18 protein-coding genes are annotated in these 17,181 nt (G+C 74.0%); 1 reads left to right on the forward strand and 17 read right to left on the reverse strand.

The genetic code is table 11. The annotated features are described in order from the left end of the window. Nucleotides 1–72: 72 nt before the first annotated feature. The 10 genes from ACFWRT_RS26385 to hisI form a co-directional block, all read right to left on the reverse strand. Entirely contained in the window at nt 73–900 is an 828-nt protein-coding gene (locus ACFWRT_RS26385; protein WP_380954848.1) for a DsbA family protein, read from the reverse strand. A 124-nt stretch (nt 901–1,024) separates the two neighbouring features. Then, entirely contained in the window at nt 1,025–1,837 is an 813-nt protein-coding gene (trpA, locus tag ACFWRT_RS26390) for a tryptophan synthase subunit alpha (protein WP_380954847.1), read from the reverse strand. Further along, nucleotides 1,834–3,120, reverse strand: a complete 1,287-nt coding sequence (trpB, locus tag ACFWRT_RS26395; protein ID WP_359523876.1) for a tryptophan synthase subunit beta — start codon at nt 3,118–3,120, stop codon at nt 1,834–1,836. The genes trpA and trpB overlap by 4 nt, the downstream gene beginning before the upstream one ends. Before the next feature lie 150 nt (nt 3,121–3,270). Further along, nucleotides 3,271–3,486, reverse strand: coding sequence for a tryptophan biosynthesis modulator TrpM (trpM, locus tag ACFWRT_RS26400; RefSeq protein WP_327217726.1), 216 nt, complete (start codon nt 3,484–3,486; stop codon nt 3,271–3,273). Nucleotides 3,487–3,503: 17 nt separating this feature from the next. Then, nucleotides 3,504–4,313 carry an indole-3-glycerol phosphate synthase TrpC gene (gene trpC, locus ACFWRT_RS26405; protein WP_010064524.1) on the reverse strand — a complete coding sequence of 270 codons (810 nt, stop codon included), beginning with the start codon at nt 4,311–4,313 and terminating at the stop codon, nt 3,504–3,506. 115 nt (nt 4,314–4,428) lie between these two features. Further along, entirely contained in the window at nt 4,429–4,866 is a 438-nt protein-coding gene (locus ACFWRT_RS26410; RefSeq protein WP_380954875.1) for a DUF2752 domain-containing protein, read from the reverse strand. A gap of 304 nt (nt 4,867–5,170) precedes the next feature. Next, a complete protein-coding gene (locus ACFWRT_RS26415) occupies nt 5,171–5,422 on the reverse strand; it encodes an HGxxPAAW family protein (RefSeq protein WP_380954846.1) in 252 nt (83 codons plus the stop codon). A gap of 136 nt (nt 5,423–5,558) precedes the next feature. After that, nucleotides 5,559–6,224 carry a TIGR02234 family membrane protein gene (locus ACFWRT_RS26420; RefSeq protein WP_380954845.1) on the reverse strand — a complete coding sequence of 222 codons (666 nt, stop codon included), beginning with the start codon at nt 6,222–6,224 and terminating at the stop codon, nt 5,559–5,561. A gap of 14 nt (nt 6,225–6,238) precedes the next feature. Further along, a complete protein-coding gene (locus ACFWRT_RS26425; protein ID WP_380954844.1) occupies nt 6,239–7,732 on the reverse strand; it encodes an anthranilate synthase component I in 1,494 nt (497 codons plus the stop codon). Nucleotides 7,733–7,741: 9 nt separating this feature from the next. Then, nucleotides 7,742–8,125 carry a phosphoribosyl-AMP cyclohydrolase gene (hisI, locus tag ACFWRT_RS26430; protein ID WP_380954842.1) on the reverse strand — a complete coding sequence of 128 codons (384 nt, stop codon included), beginning with the start codon at nt 8,123–8,125 and terminating at the stop codon, nt 7,742–7,744. An 84-nt stretch (nt 8,126–8,209) separates the two neighbouring features. On the opposite strand from hisI, the gene ACFWRT_RS26435 reads away from it, so the two are divergent. Then, a complete protein-coding gene (locus ACFWRT_RS26435; protein ID WP_380954840.1) occupies nt 8,210–8,842 on the forward strand; it encodes a TIGR03085 family metal-binding protein in 633 nt (210 codons plus the stop codon). 6 nt (nt 8,843–8,848) lie between these two features. Here the strand turns inward: ACFWRT_RS26435 and ACFWRT_RS26440 are convergent, their stop codons facing one another. The 7 genes from ACFWRT_RS26440 to hisH all read right to left on the reverse strand — a co-directional run bounded on the left by ACFWRT_RS26440 (nt 8,849) and on the right by hisH (nt 17,173). Then, nucleotides 8,849–10,333, reverse strand: a complete 1,485-nt coding sequence (locus ACFWRT_RS26440; protein ID WP_380954839.1) for a PucR family transcriptional regulator — start codon at nt 10,331–10,333, stop codon at nt 8,849–8,851. Nucleotides 10,334–10,451: 118 nt separating this feature from the next. Beyond that, nucleotides 10,452–13,334: a helix-turn-helix transcriptional regulator gene (locus ACFWRT_RS26445; RefSeq protein ID WP_380954838.1), complete on the reverse strand. Its 2,883-nt coding sequence runs from the start codon at nt 13,332–13,334 to the stop codon at nt 10,452–10,454. Nucleotides 13,335–13,521: 187 nt separating this feature from the next. After that, a complete protein-coding gene (gene bdeA, locus ACFWRT_RS26450) occupies nt 13,522–14,442 on the reverse strand; it encodes a bis(hydroxyethyl) terephthalate hydrolase (protein WP_380954836.1) in 921 nt (306 codons plus the stop codon). A 208-nt stretch (nt 14,443–14,650) separates the two neighbouring features. Next, the gene (hisF, locus tag ACFWRT_RS26455; protein WP_380954834.1) at nt 14,651–15,406 is read right to left on the reverse strand and encodes an imidazole glycerol phosphate synthase subunit HisF; all 756 of its coding nucleotides are present in this window, start codon (nt 15,404–15,406) and stop codon (nt 14,651–14,653) included. Continuing rightward, nucleotides 15,403–15,810, reverse strand: a complete 408-nt coding sequence (locus ACFWRT_RS26460) for a RidA family protein (RefSeq protein ID WP_380954832.1) — start codon at nt 15,808–15,810, stop codon at nt 15,403–15,405. Before ACFWRT_RS26460 ends, hisF begins: the two co-directional genes overlap by 4 nt. Next, nucleotides 15,807–16,532 carry a bifunctional 1-(5-phosphoribosyl)-5-((5-phosphoribosylamino)methylideneamino)imidazole-4-carboxamide isomerase/phosphoribosylanthranilate isomerase PriA gene (gene priA, locus ACFWRT_RS26465; RefSeq protein WP_380954830.1) on the reverse strand — a complete coding sequence of 242 codons (726 nt, stop codon included), beginning with the start codon at nt 16,530–16,532 and terminating at the stop codon, nt 15,807–15,809. The genes ACFWRT_RS26460 and priA overlap by 4 nt, the downstream gene beginning before the upstream one ends. After that, nucleotides 16,532–17,173: an imidazole glycerol phosphate synthase subunit HisH gene (hisH, locus tag ACFWRT_RS26470; protein ID WP_355867149.1), complete on the reverse strand. Its 642-nt coding sequence runs from the start codon at nt 17,171–17,173 to the stop codon at nt 16,532–16,534. The genes priA and hisH overlap by 1 nt, the downstream gene beginning before the upstream one ends. Nucleotides 17,174–17,181: the final 8 nt, after the last annotated feature.

Below are 17,181 nucleotides of genomic sequence, written 5' to 3' on the forward strand. Positions count from 1 at the left end.
GGCAACGTCTGGATAACGAGGGACCTGTCACGGCCCCGTACCGCCCACCCCTCGAAGGCCTCCCCCGCTCCCTCAGGAAGCGGGGGCGGACGGGGTGGCGGTGCCGGGCTTCTTGCCCTTGTTGGCCTCGGCGACCCACTTCTTCAGGTTCTCCACGGAGATCTGCTCGTCCCCCTTCTTCGGGAAGATCGACTCGCCGTTGAGGAGGGCGGTCGGGGTGCCCTGGAAGCCGCCCTCGCGGAACGCGGTGTCCGACTTCTGGACCCAGCTGTCGTGCTCACCGCTCTCCACACAGGTGCGGAAGCCGGGGGTGTCGAGCCCTTCGACCTCCCCGGCCAGCTCGATCAGCCTGCTGTTCTTGGCGAAGGCGTCGTCGGGCTCGGGGGGCTGGTTGCGGAAGAGCACGTCGTGGTACGGGGCGAACTTGCCGACGTCCTGGGCGCAGGCGGCGGCATTGGCGGCGCGCAGCGAGCCCTTGCCGCCGAGGTTGCCGTCGATGATCGTCGCCAGGTGGTACTCCACCTTGAGCCGGCCCGCCTCGACCAGCTCCGTGATGGTGTCGCGGAAGGCGTTCTCGAACTGGGCGCAGACCGGGCAGCGGAAGTCCTCCCAGATCGTGAGCGTGGACGGGGCGTCGGAGGCACCGACCGGGAGGGTCAGGGAGTCCTCGCCGGTCGCTCCGGACGGGGTGATGGCGGGGCCGGACGCACTGTCGCCGCCGCCGTCCTTGCCCACGTTGGCCGCGATCAGGCCGACCACGGCGGCCAGCGCCAGGACGCCGACCACGGCGGAGGAGACGATCAGCGTACGGCGGCGCTTGTCGCGGCCCTTTTCCTGCTCGCGCTGCTGGGCCAGGCGCTCACGCGCACTTCGGTTTCCCTCAGGGTTCTTGTCGCTCACACCCGCAGCAACGAACCGGGGAGGCACGTACGCGCCTCCCCGGTCCATATTCCACCCGTTCAGGTGACTTCGAGGGTCACCTGTTTCGAACGCCCTGAGCCGTCAGCGCTCACGGCCTGAGCCGTCAGCGCTTTCGGACGCCCTGGGCCAGCTCGCCTGCCAGGGACCGGACGGCGTCGCGACCGGCGGCCTCGTCGGGAGCGTCCAGCATGGCCTTGACGAAGGCCGAGCCGACGATCACGCCGTCGGCGAATCCGGCGACCTCGGCGGCCTGCGCGGCGTTGGAGACGCCGAGCCCGACGCAGACCGGCAGGTCGGTGGTGGCGCGGGTGCGCCCCACCAGTTCCTTGGCCTGGGCGCCGACAGAGGCACGGGTGCCGGTGACGCCCATCAGGGACGCGGCGTAGACGAAGCCGCTGCCCGCCGCCGTGATGGTGGCGAGGCGGGCGTCCTGGCTGCTGGGGGCGACGACGAAGACGGTGGCGAGGCCGTGCTTGTCGGCGTGCTCGCGCCACAGCGCGGACTCCTGGACCGGCAGGTCGGGCAGGATGCACCCGGCGCCGCCCGCCTCGGCCAGTTCGGCGGTGAAGCGCTCGACGCCGTAGCGGTCGATGGGGTTCCAGTACGTCATGACCAGGATCGGGACCCCGGTGGCCTCGTACGCCTCGCGGACCGTACGCATCACGTCGGCGATGCGGACGCCGCCGCGCAGGGCGATGTCGTCGGCGGTCTGGATGACCGGCCCGTCGAGGACCGGGTCGCTGTGCGGGAGCCCGATCTCCACGACGTCGGCGCCGCCCGCGATGACGGCCTTGACCGCCTCGATGCCGCCGTCGACGGTCGGGAAGCCGGCCGGGAGGTAGGCGATGAGCGCGGCCCGGTCCTCCGCCTTGGCGGCCGCGAGGGTGGTACTCAACAGCTCGATGTTGCCGCTCACTTGGCGTCCCCCTCGATCTCGGCGCGGTCGCTGTCGGCGTCCGCCTCGACGGCGGCGTCGGTGTCGTACAGCCCGAAGTAGCGGGCGGCGGTGTCCATGTCCTTGTCGCCGCGGCCGGACAGGTTGATGAGGATCAGCCCGTCCTTGCCGAGCTCCTTGCCGAGGTCCAGCGCACCGGCGAGCGCGTGGGCGCTCTCGATGGCCGGGATGATGCCCTCGGTACGGGAGAGCAGGCGCAGCGCCTGCATGGCGGCGTCGTCGGTGACCGCGCGGTACTCGCCGCGCCCGATGTCCTTGAGGTAGGAGTGCTCCGGGCCGATGCCCGGGTAGTCCAGACCGGCCGAGATGGAGTACGGCTCGGTGATCTGGCCTTCGTCGTCCTGGAGGACATAGGAACGGGACCCGTGCAGGATGCCGGGCTCCCCCGCCGTCAGGGTCGCCGCGTGTTCGCCGGTCTCCACCCCGTGTCCGGCGGGCTCGCAGCCGACCAGGCGGACACCGGCGTCCGGGATGAAGGCGTGGAAGAGGCCGATGGCGTTGGAGCCGCCGCCGACACAGGCGACCGCCGCGTCGGGGAGGCGGCCGGTGCGCTCCAGGAGCTGGCGGCGGGCCTCGACGCCGATGACGCGGTGGAAGTCGCGGACCATCGCCGGGAAGGGGTGCGGACCCGCGACCGTACCGAAGAGGTAGTGCGTACGGTCCACGTTGGCGACCCAGTCACGGAACGCCTCGTTGATGGCGTCCTTCAGGGTGCGGCTGCCGGACTTCACGGCGACGACCTCGGCGCCGAGCATCCGCATCCGGGCGACGTTCAGCGCCTGGCGCTCGGTGTCGATCTCGCCCATGTAGATGGTGCAGTCGAGGCCGAAAAGCGCGCAGGCGGTGGCGGTGGCGACCCCGTGCTGACCGGCTCCGGTCTCGGCGATGACCCGGGTCTTGCCCATGCGCTTGGTGAGCAGCGCCTGGCCGAGCACGTTGTTGATCTTGTGTGAGCCGGTGTGGTTCAGGTCCTCGCGCTTGAGGAAGACCCGGGCGCCGCCCGCGTGTTCGGCGAAGCGCGGGACCTCGGTCAGCGCGCTGGGGCGGCCGGTGTAGTTGACCATGAGCTCGTTGAGCTCGGCGGCGAAGGCCGGGTCGGACTTGGCCTTGTCGTACTCGACGGCGACCTCGTCCACGGCGGCGACGAGCGCCTCCGGGATGAACTTGCCGCCGTAGGCACCGAAGTAGCCCTCGGCGCTGGGGGTCAGACCCTCGGGGTCCGGAATGAAGAACTCGGACGTCATGCGACGTACTCCTTGGCGTGCATGGCAACGGGTGGGTTCACCGTATGCGCGGAGCAACGAGCGCCACCGGGACCGGCGTGCGGTCGGGGTGGTGCGGTCGTACGTACGGGTGGAGATGTGGGGTACTGCGGTACGTCGGCCGGGGCTCGCCTACAGCGCGGACCCCGGGCGCCATCGCATCCCGTTCACCTGGCCGGGCTCGTCACCGATCACGTACCGCACCCGCCGTCCGTGCACGCGCCGGGCGGGGGCGCGGCAGCCGCGGGGGCGGCAGCCGCGCGCCAGCGGGGCGTGCGGGTCCCGGGCCGGGGCCCCGGCGGGGCGCAGGCCCGGCCGGGTGCGGGCGGCGGCGGGACGGTCGGTCATGGTCGTCGGTCTCCCGGTCAGCCGCGGCCGTGGCGGAGCGCCGGGTGGGCGCCTGCGGCGACGAGGTCGGCGACGGCGGCACGGGGGTCGCGGCCGGTGACCAGGGACTCGCCGACCAGGACGGCGTCGGCGCCGGCGTTGGCGTACGCGATCAGGTCGTGCGGGCCGCGGACCCCGGACTCGGCGACCTTGACGATGTGGTCGGGGATCTCGGGGGCGACGCGCTCGAAGGTGGAGCGGTCGACCTTGAGGTCCTTCAGGTTGCGCGCGTTGACACCGATGATCTTCGCTCCGGCGTCCACGGCGCGCTCCGCCTCCTCCTCGTCGTGCGCCTCGACGAGCGGGGTGAGCCCGATGGACTCGGCGCGCTCGATCAGGGAGACCAGGGCCTCCTGGTCCAGGGCGGCGACGATCAGCAGGGCGAGGTCGGCGCCGTAGGCCCGGGCCTCCCACAGCTGGTACGACGTGACGATGAAGTCCTTGCGCAGGATCGGGGTGTCGACCTTGGCGCGGACGGCCTCCAGGTCGGCGAGCGAGCCGCCGAAGCGGCGCTCCTCGGTGAGGACCGAGATGACGGAGGCGCCACCGGCCTCGTAGTCCGCGGCGAGGGCTGCGGGGTCCGCGATGGCGGCCAGGGCCCCCTTGGACGGGGACGAGCGCTTGACCTCGCAGATGACGGTGACGCCCTCGCCGCGCAGGGCGGCGACTCCGTCCTTGGCCTGGGGAGCGCGGGCGGCGCGCTCCTTCAGCTCGTCGAGGCTGACGCGCGCCTGCCGCTCCGCGAGGTCGGCGCGAACGCCGTCGATGATCTCGTCGAGCACACTCACGCGAGCGGCCCCCTTCCGGAACGGTTGACGGTGAACAGGATCAGCCACACCGATGGTATCCGTAGGAGGCCTCCGGGCCCGCATCCGGCCACGCCGCGTCCCACTACCTGGGCATTCAGGGCGCCAGTGCCGAGCCGAACGGCAGATTCCGGACGACGGTGAAGCCCAGGAGCAGCGCCCCGACGCTCCACCACCAGGCGGGGGCGAGGGCGATCCGCAGCGGCTGTCCGCGCCAGGCCCGGACGAGCCACAGTACCCAGACGGCGGCGAAGAGGAAGTAGCCGGTGGTGGCGACGGCGTTGGCGGAGAAGGCGGCGCCGAGGTCGCCGTGGATGAAGGCGTGGGCACTGCGGAGGCCGCCGCAGCCGGGGCAGAAGGCTCCGGTGATCTTGAGCAGGGGGCAGACGGGGTAGTGGCCGGGCTCGTTGGGGTCGACGGTGCCGACATAGGCGAAGGCGGCGGTGACGGTGGCGAGGATGCCTAGGGGGGTACCGAGCCGCCTCAAGCCCGTCCGGCGTTTGAGGACGGAACCGTGGCCTTGGGGGCCGGGCACCTGCGAGGCGTCCTCGCCCGAGGGGCCTGTGAGCTCCGGGCCGACCCGGGGAAGGGTTCCGTCCTCAAACGCCGGACGGGCTGAAATGGCGCGGGTTCCGTCCTCAAGCGCCGGACCGGCTGGTTCGGGGCGGGCCATGTCCGGGGTCGGGCAGACCGTCAACGGCATGTTCCAGGGGCCGACGCCCTGGGGGTCGGTCTCGGGGTTCGGGTTCGGGGTGGCGTCCACCCGGTGATTGTCGCCGGTCATACGGAAAGGCGCAGCCCGCCCGGGGCTGCGCCTTGCTGCGTGTCGGACGCGCGGGTCAGTGGGAGACCTGCGCCTCGCCGGCGCGCGCCCGGGCCTCGACCAGCTCGGAGGACTCCTTCGGCATGCCGAAGCCCGCGAGCTTCATCGCGTAACCGACGATGCCACCGGCGAAGATGACGACGATACCGGCCCAGAAGCCGAGCGGGTTGGCCGCGACCATGAAGACGCCTGCGACGCAGAAGCCGATGAAGGCGATGATGACACCGGTCCAGGCGGCCGGGGTGTGTCCGTGGCTCGTGCCCGCCATGAGTTGCTCCTTGTTGGTGTTGCGCGGTGGGTATCGCGTAGGTGTCGCTGGAGCTGTCGCTCGGGGGACGGCTCGCCTCCATTGTCCCGTACGGGAGCATCGGAGGTACGCCGGGGGTCCACCCCTCGTCCGGCGTTCAGCCCGTCGGGTCCTCGCCCCGGTCCAGCGCCTTCCACAGCTCCTCGGGCCGGTCCGGGTCCGGGGCGGTGCGGGGCGCCTTGCGGGGGCGCGGGGTGCCGTCGCGTTCGTACCGGCCCGACATCGTGGGCCAGCGGCCGCCGAAGCGCAGGGCGAGCAGCCCGGCGACCAGGATCAGCAGGCCCCCGGCGGCGGTGACGTACGGCCAGGCGGTGTGGGTGAGGGCGTCGATGGTGGCCGCCGCGTCACCGGTGGTGCGGGCGGCCTCCTCGTCGAGGGCCGTGCTGTCGGTCGCGCCCGCCCAGGCGCTGAGCGCGGCCCCCAGGCCGCTGAGGGCGAGCAGGGCGGCGACGAGGCGGCGGCCCGCGCCGCGCACCGCGAAGACGGCGACGAGGGCGGCCAGGCCGACGATCGCCAGGGCGGCCGGGGCGCCGGTGACGTCCCGGCCGTCGGCGGTCAGCGGCAGGGCGCCGCCGCCGGTCGCCGCGCGGCCTTCGGCCCAGACCTGGCCGGAGGCCAGCAGGACGACGGTCGCACCGGCCGCGCCCAGGAGCAGCGCGGCCGCGAGCGACCGGCGGCCGCCTCGGCCGTCCGAGGAGTCGGGCGCGGGGTCGGCGGTGACGGCACGGGGCTGGGGTACGGGGACAGCACTCACGCGTTCCACTATCCCCTACCGCCTCAGCGGTCGTGGAGGCGGTTGGCCGTATGGACGGCGCGCAGCACCGCCGCCGCCTTGTTGCGGCACTCGGTGTCCTCCGCGACCGGGTCCGAGTCCGCCACGACCCCGGCGCCCGCCTGCACGTACGCCGTTCCGTCCCGCAGCAGCGCGGTGCGGATGGCGATCGCGGTGTCGGAGTCCCCGGCGAAGTCGAGATAGCCGACGCAGCCCCCGTACAGGCCCCGGCGGCTCGGCTCCAGCTCCTCGATGATCTGCATGGCGCGCGGCTTGGGGGCGCCGGAGAGGGTGCCGGCGGGGAAGCAGGCGGTGAGGACGTCGAAGGCGGTGCGGTCCTCGGTGACCCGGCCGGTGACGGTGGAGACGATGTGCATCACGTGGGAGTACCGCTCGATCGACATGAAGTCGACGACCTCGACGCTGCCCGGTTCGCAGACCCGGCCCAGGTCGTTGCGGCCGAGGTCGACGAGCATCAGGTGCTCGGCGCGCTCCTTGGGGTCGGCGAGCAGCTCCTCGGCGAGCGCCTGGTCCTCCTGCGGGGTGGCGCCGCGGTGCCGGGTCCCGGCGATCGGGTGGACCATCGCCCGCCCGTCCTCGACCTTGACGAGGGCCTCGGGGCTGGAGCCGACGACGTCGAACCCGTCGAAGCGGAAGAGGTACATGTACGGGGACGGGTTGGTGGCCCGCAGCACCCGGTAGACGTCCAGCGCGCTCGCCGTGCACGGGGTCTCGAAGCGCTGGGAGGGCACGACCTGGAAGGCCTCCCCCGCCCGGATGCGCTCCTTGATGTCCTCCACGGCCTCCTGGTAGGCCTCGCCGCCCCAGAGCGCGGTGTACGGGGGCAGCTCGGAGGGGGGCAGGACGGCCGGGGCGTTCTCGACCGGGCGGCGCAGGTCCTGCTCCATGGCGTCCAGGCGGGCGACGGCGTCCGCGTGGGCCTCGTCGACGCCGGTGGAGAGGTCGTTGTGGTTGATCGCGTTGGCGATCAGCAGGACGGTGCCGTTCTGGTGGTCGAGGACGGCGAGGTCCGAGGTGAGGAGCATGGTCAGCTCGGGGAGCTTCAGGTCGTCACCGCCGTGCTCGCCGATCTTCTCCAGCCGGCGGACGACGTCGTAGCCGAGGTAGCCGACCATGCCGCCGGTGAACGGCGGCAGGCCCGCGTCGCTCACCAGGTCGCGCGGGGTGTGCAGGGTCTCGACGGTGGCGCGCAGGGCGTCCAGCGGGTCGCCGTCGACCGGGACGCCGACGGGCGGGGTGCCGAGCCAGTGGGCCGCGCCGTCGCGGGCGGTGAGGGTGGCGTCGCTGCGTACGCCGATGAAGGAGTAGCGCGACCAGGTCCGGCCGTTCTCCGCGGACTCCAGCAGGAAGGTGCCGGGGCGCTCGGCGGCGAGCTTGCGGTAGAGGCCGACCGGGGTGTCGCCGTCCGCGAGGAGGCGGCGGCTGACGGGGACGACGCGCCGGTCGACGGCCAGCTTGCGGAAGGTGTCGAGATCCATGGCCGGACCTTAGCTGTCGAGGAGGGTGAGGACGTCGGCGTCGAAGCAGGTGCGGTCGCCCGTGTGGCAGGCGGCGCCCGTCTGGTCGACCTTGACCAGCACGGTGTCGGCGTCGCAGTCCAGCGCCACGGACGTCACCCGCTGGATGTGGCCGGAGGTGTCGCCCTTGACCCAGTACTCCTGGCGGCTGCGCGACCAGTAGGTGGCCCGGCCCGTGGTGAGGGTACGGTGCAGCGCCTCGTCATCCATCCAGCCGAGCATCAGCACCTCGCCGGTGTCGTACTGCTGGGCGATGGCCGGGACCAGACCGTCGGCGCCGCGCTTGAGGCGGGCGGCGATGGCGGGGTCGAGGCTGCTGGCGGGCGGCGTGGGGCCGGGCGTGCTGCTGGTCATGGCCCCATTGTGCCGTGGTGGCGGCGGCCTTCCGGGCGGACGTCCACTGGGCGGACCCCGGGTGACGGTCGTACGCTGGCGGGCATGTCGACCCATGCGAAGCGTGAACGTCTTCTGCTCGCCGATCTGTTGGAAGCGGCCGGCCCCGAGGCCCTGACCCTGTGCGGGGGCTGGAAGACCCGTGATCTGGCCGCTCATGTGGTGGTCCGTGAGCGCCGCGCCGACGCGGCGGGCGGGCTGGTGATCTCCGCCCTGAAGAACCGTCTGGAGCGGGTGCAGGCCGAGTTCGCGGCGAAGCCGTACGAGGAGCTGATCCAGCTCATCCGGACGGGCCCGCCCCGGTTCTCGCCGATGTCCCTCAAGCAGATCGACGAGGCGGCGAACACGGTGGAGTTCTTCGTCCACGCGGAGGACGTACGCCGGGCCCAGCCGGACTGGTCGCGGCGCGAGCTGGACCCGGTCTTCGCCGATGCGCTCTGGTCCAACGTCGAGAAGACCTCCCGGATGCTGGGGCGCAAGTCCCCGGTGGGGCTGGTGCTGCGCCGCCCGGACGGCCGCACGGCGGTGGCCCACAAGGGCACCCCGGTGGTGACGGTGACCGGGGAGCCCTCGGAGCTGCTGCTGTTCGCGTTCGGCCGGCAGGACGCGGCGGACGTGCAGGTGGAGGGCGAGAAGGAAGCGGTGGACCGGCTGCACCGGGCCGAGCTGGGGATGTAGGGGTTTCTACGTTCCCAGCAGCCGTCGGGCCGCCAGGGCGAGGGAGACCTCGACGGCGTCCCGGGGGCGGGTGAGGCAGCGGCCGGTGAGCTGTTCGAAGCGGCGGAGCCGGTTGAGGACGGTGTTGCGGTGGCAGTAGAGCCGCGCGGCCGCCCGCTGCGCCGAGCCGTCCGCGTCCAGCCAGGCCGTCAGGGTCTCCAGGATGACGTCCCGGTCCGAGGGGTCCAGCCGGTCCAGCGGGCCGAGCACCCGGTCGGCGAGGGCGGAGCCGAGGGCCGGGGACGAGACGACGAGGGCGTCCGGGAGGTGCTCGTCCAGCAGCACCGTGCCCCCGGAGGCCGGGCAGGCGCGCAGGGCGGTCTCCGCCAGCCGCCGGGCGTCCCCGAGGGCGGCCAGGCCCTCGACGGCGGAGCCGATGCCGGCCCGGGTTCCGGCGGGGGCGTCCAGGGCGTCGGCGATGGCGGGCAGCTCGCCGGGGTCGCCCGGTTCGCCGGGGCCGCCGGTGAGCCGGAGGATGGCGAACTCGGCGTCGGGGCCGGTGTGCCAGAGGGGGGTGGCGGCCGGCGGCGGGGCCGCTTCCGGTGCCGGGGCTGGAAGCAGCCCCGGGATCGGCCCTGCGGTCAGTCCTGCGATCGGTCCTGCGTACGGTCCTGCGTACGGTCCTGCGGTCGGTCCTGCGTGCGGGCGCTGAGCCGTCTCCGTCCGTCCTGCCTGTCCGTACGGGGCCGCCTCCGGTGACAGTACGGCCGGCAGGGTCACCCGTGGCCGGGCAGGCGTCGGCTGCCGCGTTCCGCCGGACCGTACGGAGGCCACCGCGAGGACGGCGTACCGACCCTGCTCCGGCAGGTCCAGCATCGCCGCCGCCTCGGCCAGGTCCGCGATCCGGGCGGTCCCGTCCAGCAGCGCCGCGACCATCAGCCGCTGTTGGTTCTCGCGCCGCCAGGAGAGCCGGCGCTCGGCCTGCCGGTAGGCGTCCGCGACGATCCCGCAGTGCTCGTCGACGAAGTTCCACACGTCGGCGGCGACATGGACGAGCAGCCGTACGTCGTCGGGGTCGCGGCGGGCCGTCTCGTCCACCAGGTCCTGCCAGACCATCGCGCCGCCCATCCGGAAGGCGTGCAGGACGGCGTCGAGCGGTACGCCCTGCCCGGCGCGGATCTCGCCGATCCAGCGGGAGGTGCGGTGGGCGGCGTCGCGGAACTCCTTGGGCTGGAGCAGCGAGCCGACGTTGTGGCGCAGCGAGTGGTGGACCTCCTGCCAGACCTCGGCGCGGTCGGAGTCGATCGCCGCCCGGTAGCCGGGCTCCTGTTCGTACAGGGCCTCGACCAGCCGGTCGGTGAGGACCGGGAGCGAGGCGACGAGGACCCGGGCGGCCCGGTGCAGCACCTCGACGGCTTCGCGGTCGGCCAGGGAACGGGAGCGCTGGGGCAACGGCGCCGCGGGGTGGGTGCCGTGCAGCACAGCGAACCGCGGACGTACGACCTGTGGCATGGCGGCCTCCACCGGAGATCGACCGGGCGATCCTGACGCCCGCAGAATGGCATACCGCCCGGTCGGTACCTAGGGGTCTGCGCGGAACTTGTCATCACGGTCTCGCAACCACCGGCCTTCACGGGTCCTCGGGGCCCAGGAGCCGGGCCAGTTCGGTGCGGGAGCGGATGGAAAGGGCGGCGAAGACATTGCGGAGGTGGTGGTCGACCGTGCGCGGGCTGAGCGAGAGCCGGAGCGCGACCTCGCGGTTGGTGGCCCCTTCGGCGACGCAGCGGGCGATGCGCTGCTGCTGCGGGGTGAGCGCGGAGAGCGCCCCGTCCGTCGCGGGCCGCACCGACGGGCCCTGCTCCCCCGCCGCCCGTAACTCGCCGGCCGCGCGTTCCGCCCAGGCGCGGGCCGAGCAGCGCTGGAAGGCGACCAGGGCGTCGCGCAGCGGGGTGCGGGCCTCGCGGGTACGCCGGCGGCGGCGCAGCCACTGCCCGTACAGGAGCTGGGTGCGGGCCCGTTCGAAGTCGCCGCCGGCCCGGTCGTGGTGGGCCAGGGCCTCCGCGTACCGGGCGTCGGCCTCGTCGGCGGTGGACTCGTCGGTGGTGGCCAGCAGGGCTTGGCAGCGGGCCAGTTGGGCGGGGGCCTGGGGGTCGGCGGTCCGGGCGGTCCACCGGGTGAACTCGGCCACGGCGGCGTGGAGTTCACCGGACTCCTCCGATCCTCGGCCCGCGAGGACGGCCGCCTCGACATAGCAGGGCACGGCGAGCATCCGGGCGGCGAAGTGGCCCTGCCGGGGCCCGGGGCGCACCAGCGGGCCGAGCCGGGCGGCGGCCTCATCGGAGCGCCCGGCGGCCAGGTCGGCCCGGGCCCGGGCCCAGGTGGCGAGGGTCGCGGGCTGGGCGAGCCCGTGCGGCCCCGCCCCGGCGAGCGCTGCGTCGCAGTGGGCGGCGCAGGCCTCGGCGGGCCCCTCCACGGAGGCCGCGAGGGCCAGGACGGCGTGGAGGTGGACGGAGCTGTTGGCTTGCCCGGTGCGGCGTGCGGCGTGCAGCCCCTCCAGCGCGTGGGCGCGGGCCCCGGCGTGCAGCCCGGCCCGCAGCTCCGCGTAGGCCAGGTGCTCCAGGGCCTGCGGCAGCAGGGCGTCGGGCCCTGCCGTCCGTACGGCGGCGAGCGCCCGGGCCCCGGTCCGGCAGGCGGCGGCGACCTCCCCGAGGACGAGGGCGGCGACCCCGGCGCGGAGGAGGGCGGCGGGTTCGGCGGTCCGCTCCGCCGGGCGCAGGCAGTGGCGGAGCAGCGCGTGGCCCGCCTCCGTCCGTCCGGCGAGCACCGCGCACATCCCGGCCCGGTAGGAGGCGAACGCACGGTCGTACGGGGTGGGGTCGATGCGGTCCATGGCCTCCAGGTAGCCGGGCGCGTCCCCCGCCACCCAGGCCGCCTCGGCCGCCCCGAGGAGGGCGTCGAGGGCCCGCCGGGGGTCGTACGGGCCGAGCAGGGCGGCCGCGGCGATGAGGGCCGCGTGGGCGTCGGCGGCGGGGCCGGTGCGCAGGGCGAGCAGGCCGTGGACGTACGGGGCCAGGCCGTGGCGGGGCTCCCCTGCTGGGGGACCGGTCCGCGCCAGGAGGGCGCGCGCGAGGTCCGGGTCTCCGGCGAGGGCCGCCTGTTCGGCCGCCGTCGCGAACCGGGCCGAGCGCAGGGGCGGTTCGGTGGTGAGCGCGGCGGCACGGCTCAGGGCCGAGGAGCGTTCACCATGCGGGTACGGGGAGGTCGCGGCCGCCTCCAGCCGGGCGGCGAGCACGGCGTCCGGGCCGGGGGCGGCGCAGGAGAGCTGAACGAGGGCGGCTAGCGGGAGGGCGCGGCGGCCGGCGGGGGGCTCCGCCGGGGTGCCCGGCAGGGCGGGGCGGCCGGCGGAAGGCTCCGCAGGAGCGGCCGTCGGGGCGGGGCGGTCGCTGGAGTGGGTCTGCCCTGCCGACGAGGCGGCGGCCCGCTCACCGGTCTCCGCCAGCAGGGCGGCCAGCAGCTCATGAGTGGCGCGGCGGCGGGCGGGCGGGGCGTGGTGCAGGACCGCGCGGGCGAACAGCGGGTGGCTGAAGTGGACCCGGCTGCCCGCCCGTTGGAGGAACCCGTCGGTGGCGGCCGAGCCGAACAGGACGCCGTCCAGGAAGTCCCGGGGCAGCCCGGTCCGGGTGCCGGCGCGCAGCAGCAGCAACGCGTCCGCCCCGGCGCCGGCGGGCTCGTGCTCCTGGGCGGCGGCGGCCAGCAGGAGCAGCGCCCGGGTGTGCGCCGGGAGCCCGTCGAGCCGGTCCGCGTGCGCGGCCAGCACGCCCTCGGCGCCGGGCAGCGGACAGGGCAGCGGGGTGCGCCCGGCGAGCTGGTCCGGGGTGAGGCGGCGGGTGAGTGCGGTGAGGAGGCGCGGGTTGCCCGCAGCCTCCCGGAGGAGCTCGGCGCGGACGACCGGGTCGAGTCCCCCCGTAACGCCGGGAAGGCGTCGCCCATGACTCCCCGCCCCTCCCCCGCCCCCGGTGAGCCGGTCCAGCAGCGCGGCTGCCGCGTCCTCGTCCAGCGGGCCGAGCCGCAGTGCGGGCAGGCCCGCGAAGGCGGGGCCGTCGTCCGCCGCGATCAGGACGGCGACCCGGCTGCCCGCGCCCAGCCTGCGGGCCGCGAGGCCGAGGGTGGTGCGGGAGGCCGGGTCCCAGGCGTGGGCGTCGTCGGCGCAGACCAGCAGCGGGCGGGCGGCGCCCCGTTCGCGTAGCCGGGCGAGCAGCGCCTCGGGGGTGCCGGGCAGGGTGTGCGGGACGCACGCGTCCGGGGAGGTGGCGTACAGCACCGGACCCCGGGGCCGGTGGGCGGCGGCCGCCTCGTGGAGCAGTGCGGTGCGGCCGAGGCCGGGCGGGGCCGCCAGCACCAGGGATCCGCCGTCACCTTGCCACAGCCGGGCCAACAGGCCTTCCAGGGTGGTGAGTTCACCGCTGCGGCCGTACAGCCGGAGCGGACTGTGCACGGTCGTCGATGAGGTCACATCGGCACGGTACGGTCGCCCGCGGGAGCGAGGAAGGCGCGCGTCCGGTCACCGCGCCGGAGCGGTGCGGACTCCCAGCCGTACGGCCCCGGTGCTGTGCGCGGGCACAGCACCGGGGCCGCCGGAAGGGACCGGTCCGGCACGTGTGCGGGTCCGGGACGTGTGCGGGTCCGGGACGTGTGCGGGTCTACGACGTGTGCGGGCAGGTGCCCCGGTACTCCGCGATGGTGAGGCTCGGCCGGGGGATCGGGCAGAGGAACTGCTCGTAGCGGGTGTCGTTGTCGATGAAGCGCTTCAGCCACGAAAGGCTGTACTTGGCGATGGTGGTGTCGGACGAGTTGGGCGTGAAGTGCGAGGCGCCCCGCAGCTCCAGGTAGGCCTTGTCCAGCGACCCGGGCAGCGACTCGTAGAACGGCTCGGAGTGGGTGCCGACCGGCGCGACCGTGTCGCCGTCCGCCCCCACCACCAGCGTGGGCGTGCGCAGTTCGGGCCAGGTCTTGTCGGTGTTCCATCCGGTCAGCGGGATCGCCGCCTTCAACGACGTACGGCTCTTGGCGGCTTCCAGCGAGCCCCCGCCGCCCATCGAGTGGCCCATCACGCCGAGCCGCGAGGCGTCGATCCGGGTCCGTACCGGGCTGCGCTGGGTCAGGTAGTCCAGCGCGGACAGGAGCTGGCGGCCCCGGCTGTCGGGCTGGTCGAGGGTGGTGTTGGTGTCGATGGTGAAGACCACGAAGCCCTGCGAGGCCAGGCGCGGGCCGAGCCAGGCGATCGAGGACTGGTAGGCGGTGAAGCCGGGCGAGATGACGACCGCGCCGAACGTGCCGTCGGCGGTGGAGGTCGGGTAGTAGACCGTCCCGCCGCCGAACCCGCTCACGGCGAGCGAGGATACGGAGGTCTGGGAGGTGGCGTACGAGCCGCGGCTCGCCTCGATGGAGGCGTTGGTGGGGGCCGGGCCGCGCTCGTAGGGGTTGGCGGCGACGGCCTGCGCGCCGGGTGCCAGGCCGGTCAGCAGGAGGCCGGCGGTGGCCGCGGCGGTCACGAAACCGGTGAAGGCGTGGAAGCGGCTCGGGCGTGGGGCCTGTCGGCGTGCGAGGAGGTGCTGCTGCACGGGGGATCCTCTCGGTGATGGCGGGGGGGGGGAACCACACCACGCGAAGGCCCACGAGCCCGTCGTCCGGGGGCTGTCGGGGTGCACCGCGTGGCTGCCGTCGTCGTTCGTCGGCGGTCGCCACTCTCACGGTGCGTCCCGTGCGCACGCATCGGCGGTATCACCGGTCTTCGCGGACCGGTGATACCGCCGAAAGGGGTCGAAGACCCTAGCGGACCGGCTTTCCCGCCGCCCTCAGCGCGTCCTTCACCTCGGAGATCCGCAGGTCGCCGAAGTGGAAGACCGACGCGGCGAGCACCGCGTCCGCGCCCGCCTCGATCGCCGGGGCGAAGTCGGCGAGGCGGCCCGCGCCGCCGGAGGCGATGACGGGGACGGTGACGTGCTTCCGTACCGCCTCGATCATCTCCGTGTCGTAGCCGTCCTTCGTGCCGTCCGCGTCCATCGAGTTGAGCAGGATCTCGCCCGCGCCCAGCACGGCGGCCCGGTGGGCCCACTCGACGGCGTCGATGCCGGTGCCCTTGCGGCCGCCGTGGGTGGTGACCTCGAAGGTGCCCTCCGGGGTGCGGCGGGCGTCGACGGAGAGCACCAGGACCTGGCGGCCGAAGCGTTCGGCGATCTCGCGGATGAGGTCGGGGCGGGCGATGGCGGCGGTGTTGACGCCGACCTTGTCCGCCCCTGCGCGCAGCAGCTTGTCCACGTCGTCGGGGGTGCGGACGCCACCGCCGACGGTGAGCGGGATGAAGACCTGCTCGGCGGTGCGGCGGACCACGTCGTACGTGGTCTCGCGGTCGCCGCTGGAGGCGGTGATGTCGAGGAAGGTCAGCTCGTCGGCGCCCTCGGCGTCGTACAGCTTGGCCATCTCGACGGGGTCGCCCGCGTCGCGCAGGTTCTGGAAGTTGACGCCCTTGACGACCCGGCCGTTGTCGACGTCCAGGCAGGGGATGACGCGTACGGCGAGAGTCATCGCGCCCCTCCCCGGTAGGCCTCTACCTCGACCTCGACGACCAGGCTCGGGTCCACGAAACCGGACACGATGATCATGGACGCGGCGGGGCGTACGGCGTCGAACAGCTCCTTGTGGGCGCGACCGATGTCGTCCACGTCCCGGGCGTGCGTGAGGTACATCCGGGTGCGGACGACGTCCTCGCGTCCCAGGCCCACCTGCTCCAGCGCCGCGAGTGCGACGTCGAAGGCGGTGATCGCCTGCTCGTACGGGGAGCCGGCGGCGATCTCGCCGTTGATCACGGAGGTGCAGCCGGACACCAGGACCAGGCCGTTGGGGAGCTCGACCGCGCGCGAGTAGCCGAACTTCTCCTCCCAGGGGGCGCCGGTGGAGATCCGGCGTACGGAGGTGGCGGCATCGCTCATGCGGCGACCGCCTTCAGCGCCTCTTCCAGCGTGAACTCCTTCGCGTACAGCGCCTTGCCGACGATCGCACCCTCGACGCCTTCGGGGACGAGGAGGGAGATCGCGCGGAGGTCGGCGAGGGAGGAGACGCCGCCTGAGGCGACGACCGGGCGGTCGGTGACGGCGCAGACGTCCCGCAGGAGGCCCAGGTTGGGGCCTTCCAGGGTGCCGTCCTTGGCGATGTCCGTGACGACGTACCGCGCGCAGCCCTCGGCGTCGAGGCGGGCGAGGGTCTCGTAGAGGTCGCCGCCGTCGCGGGTCCAGCCGCGGCCGCGCAGGGTGGTGCCCCGGACGTCGAGGCCGACGGCGATCTGGTCGCCGTGCTCGGCGATGACCTTGGCGACCCACTCGGGGCTCTCCAGGGCGGCCGTGCCGAGGTTGACGCGGCGGCAGCCGGTGGCGAGGGCGGCGGCGAGCGAGGCGTCGTCGCGGATGCCGCCGGAGAGCTCGACCTTGATGTCCATGGCGCCGGTGACCTCGGTGATCAGGTCCCGGTTGTCGCCGGTGCCGAAGGCGGCGTCCAGGTCGACGAGGTGCAGCCACTCGGCCCCGGCGGACTGCCAGGCGAGGGCGGCCTCCAGCGGGGAGCCGTAGGAGGTCTCGGAGCCGGACTCGCCGTGGACGAGGCGGACGGCCTGGCCGTCGCGGACGTCGACGGCGGGGAGCAGTTCAAGCTTCGGCATTACAGCGTCTCGATCCAGTTGGTCAGCAGCTGGGCGCCGGCATCGCCGGACTTCTCGGGGTGGAACTGGGTGGCCCACAGCGCGCCGTTCTCCACGGCGGCCACGAACCGTTCGCCGTGCGTGGCCCAGGTGACCTTGGGGGCACGGATCTTGGCGTTGGTGACTTCGAGGGACCAGTCGTGCGCCGCGTAGGAGTGCACGAAGTAGTACCGCGCCTCGGCGTCCAGGCCGGCGAAGAGCCGGGAGTCCTCGGGGGCCTCCACGGTGTTCCAGCCCATGTGCGGGACGATGTCGGCCTTCAGGGGCCCGACCGTACCGGGCCACTCGTCCAGGCCCTCGGTCTCCACGCCGTGCTCGATGCCGCGCTCGAAGAGGATCTGCATCCCGACGCAGATGCCCATCACGGGGCGGCCGCCGGAGAGCCGGCGGCCCACGATCCAGTCGCCGCGGGCCCGCTTCAGCCCGTCCATGCAGGCGGAGAACGCGCCGACGCCGGGGACGAGGAGCCCGTCGGCGTTCATCGCGCGGTCGTAGTCGCGGGTGATCTCGACGTCGGCGCCGACGCGGGCGAGGGCGCGCTCGGCGGAGCGGACGTTGCCGAAGCCGTAGTCGAAGACCACGACCTTCTTGGTGTCGGTCATGATGCGCC

Source organism: Streptomyces cyaneofuscatus, from assembly GCF_042718795.1.
Classification (GTDB): domain Bacteria; phylum Actinomycetota; class Actinomycetes; order Streptomycetales; family Streptomycetaceae; genus Streptomyces; species Streptomyces cyaneofuscatus_A.

Bases quoted from the DNA above. Each gene is read 5' to 3' on its own strand.
- trpB (WP_359523876.1), bottom strand. From the start codon at position 3,120: ATGACGTCCGAGTTCTTCATTCCGGACCCCGAGGGTCTGACCCCCAGC.
- trpM (WP_327217726.1), bottom strand. From the start codon at position 3,486: ATGACCGACCGTCCCGCCGCCGCCCGCACCCGGCCGGGCCTGCGCCCC.
- ACFWRT_RS26415 (WP_380954846.1), bottom strand. From the start codon at position 5,422: ATGGCGGGCACGAGCCACGGACACACCCCGGCCGCCTGGACCGGTGTC.
- ACFWRT_RS26425 (WP_380954844.1), bottom strand. From the start codon at position 7,732: ATGGATCTCGACACCTTCCGCAAGCTGGCCGTCGACCGGCGCGTCGTC.
- hisI (WP_380954842.1), bottom strand. From the start codon at position 8,125: ATGACCAGCAGCACGCCCGGCCCCACGCCGCCCGCCAGCAGCCTCGAC.
- ACFWRT_RS26435 (WP_380954840.1), top strand. From the start codon at position 8,210: ATGTCGACCCATGCGAAGCGTGAACGTCTTCTGCTCGCCGATCTGTTG.
- ACFWRT_RS26440 (WP_380954839.1), bottom strand. From the start codon at position 10,333: ATGCCACAGGTCGTACGTCCGCGGTTCGCTGTGCTGCACGGCACCCAC.
- hisF (WP_380954834.1), bottom strand. From the start codon at position 15,406: ATGACTCTCGCCGTACGCGTCATCCCCTGCCTGGACGTCGACAACGGC.
- ACFWRT_RS26460 (WP_380954832.1), bottom strand. From the start codon at position 15,810: ATGAGCGATGCCGCCACCTCCGTACGCCGGATCTCCACCGGCGCCCCC.
- priA (WP_380954830.1), bottom strand. From the start codon at position 16,532: ATGCCGAAGCTTGAACTGCTCCCCGCCGTCGACGTCCGCGACGGCCAG.
- hisH (WP_355867149.1), bottom strand. From the start codon at position 17,173: ATGACCGACACCAAGAAGGTCGTGGTCTTCGACTACGGCTTCGGCAAC.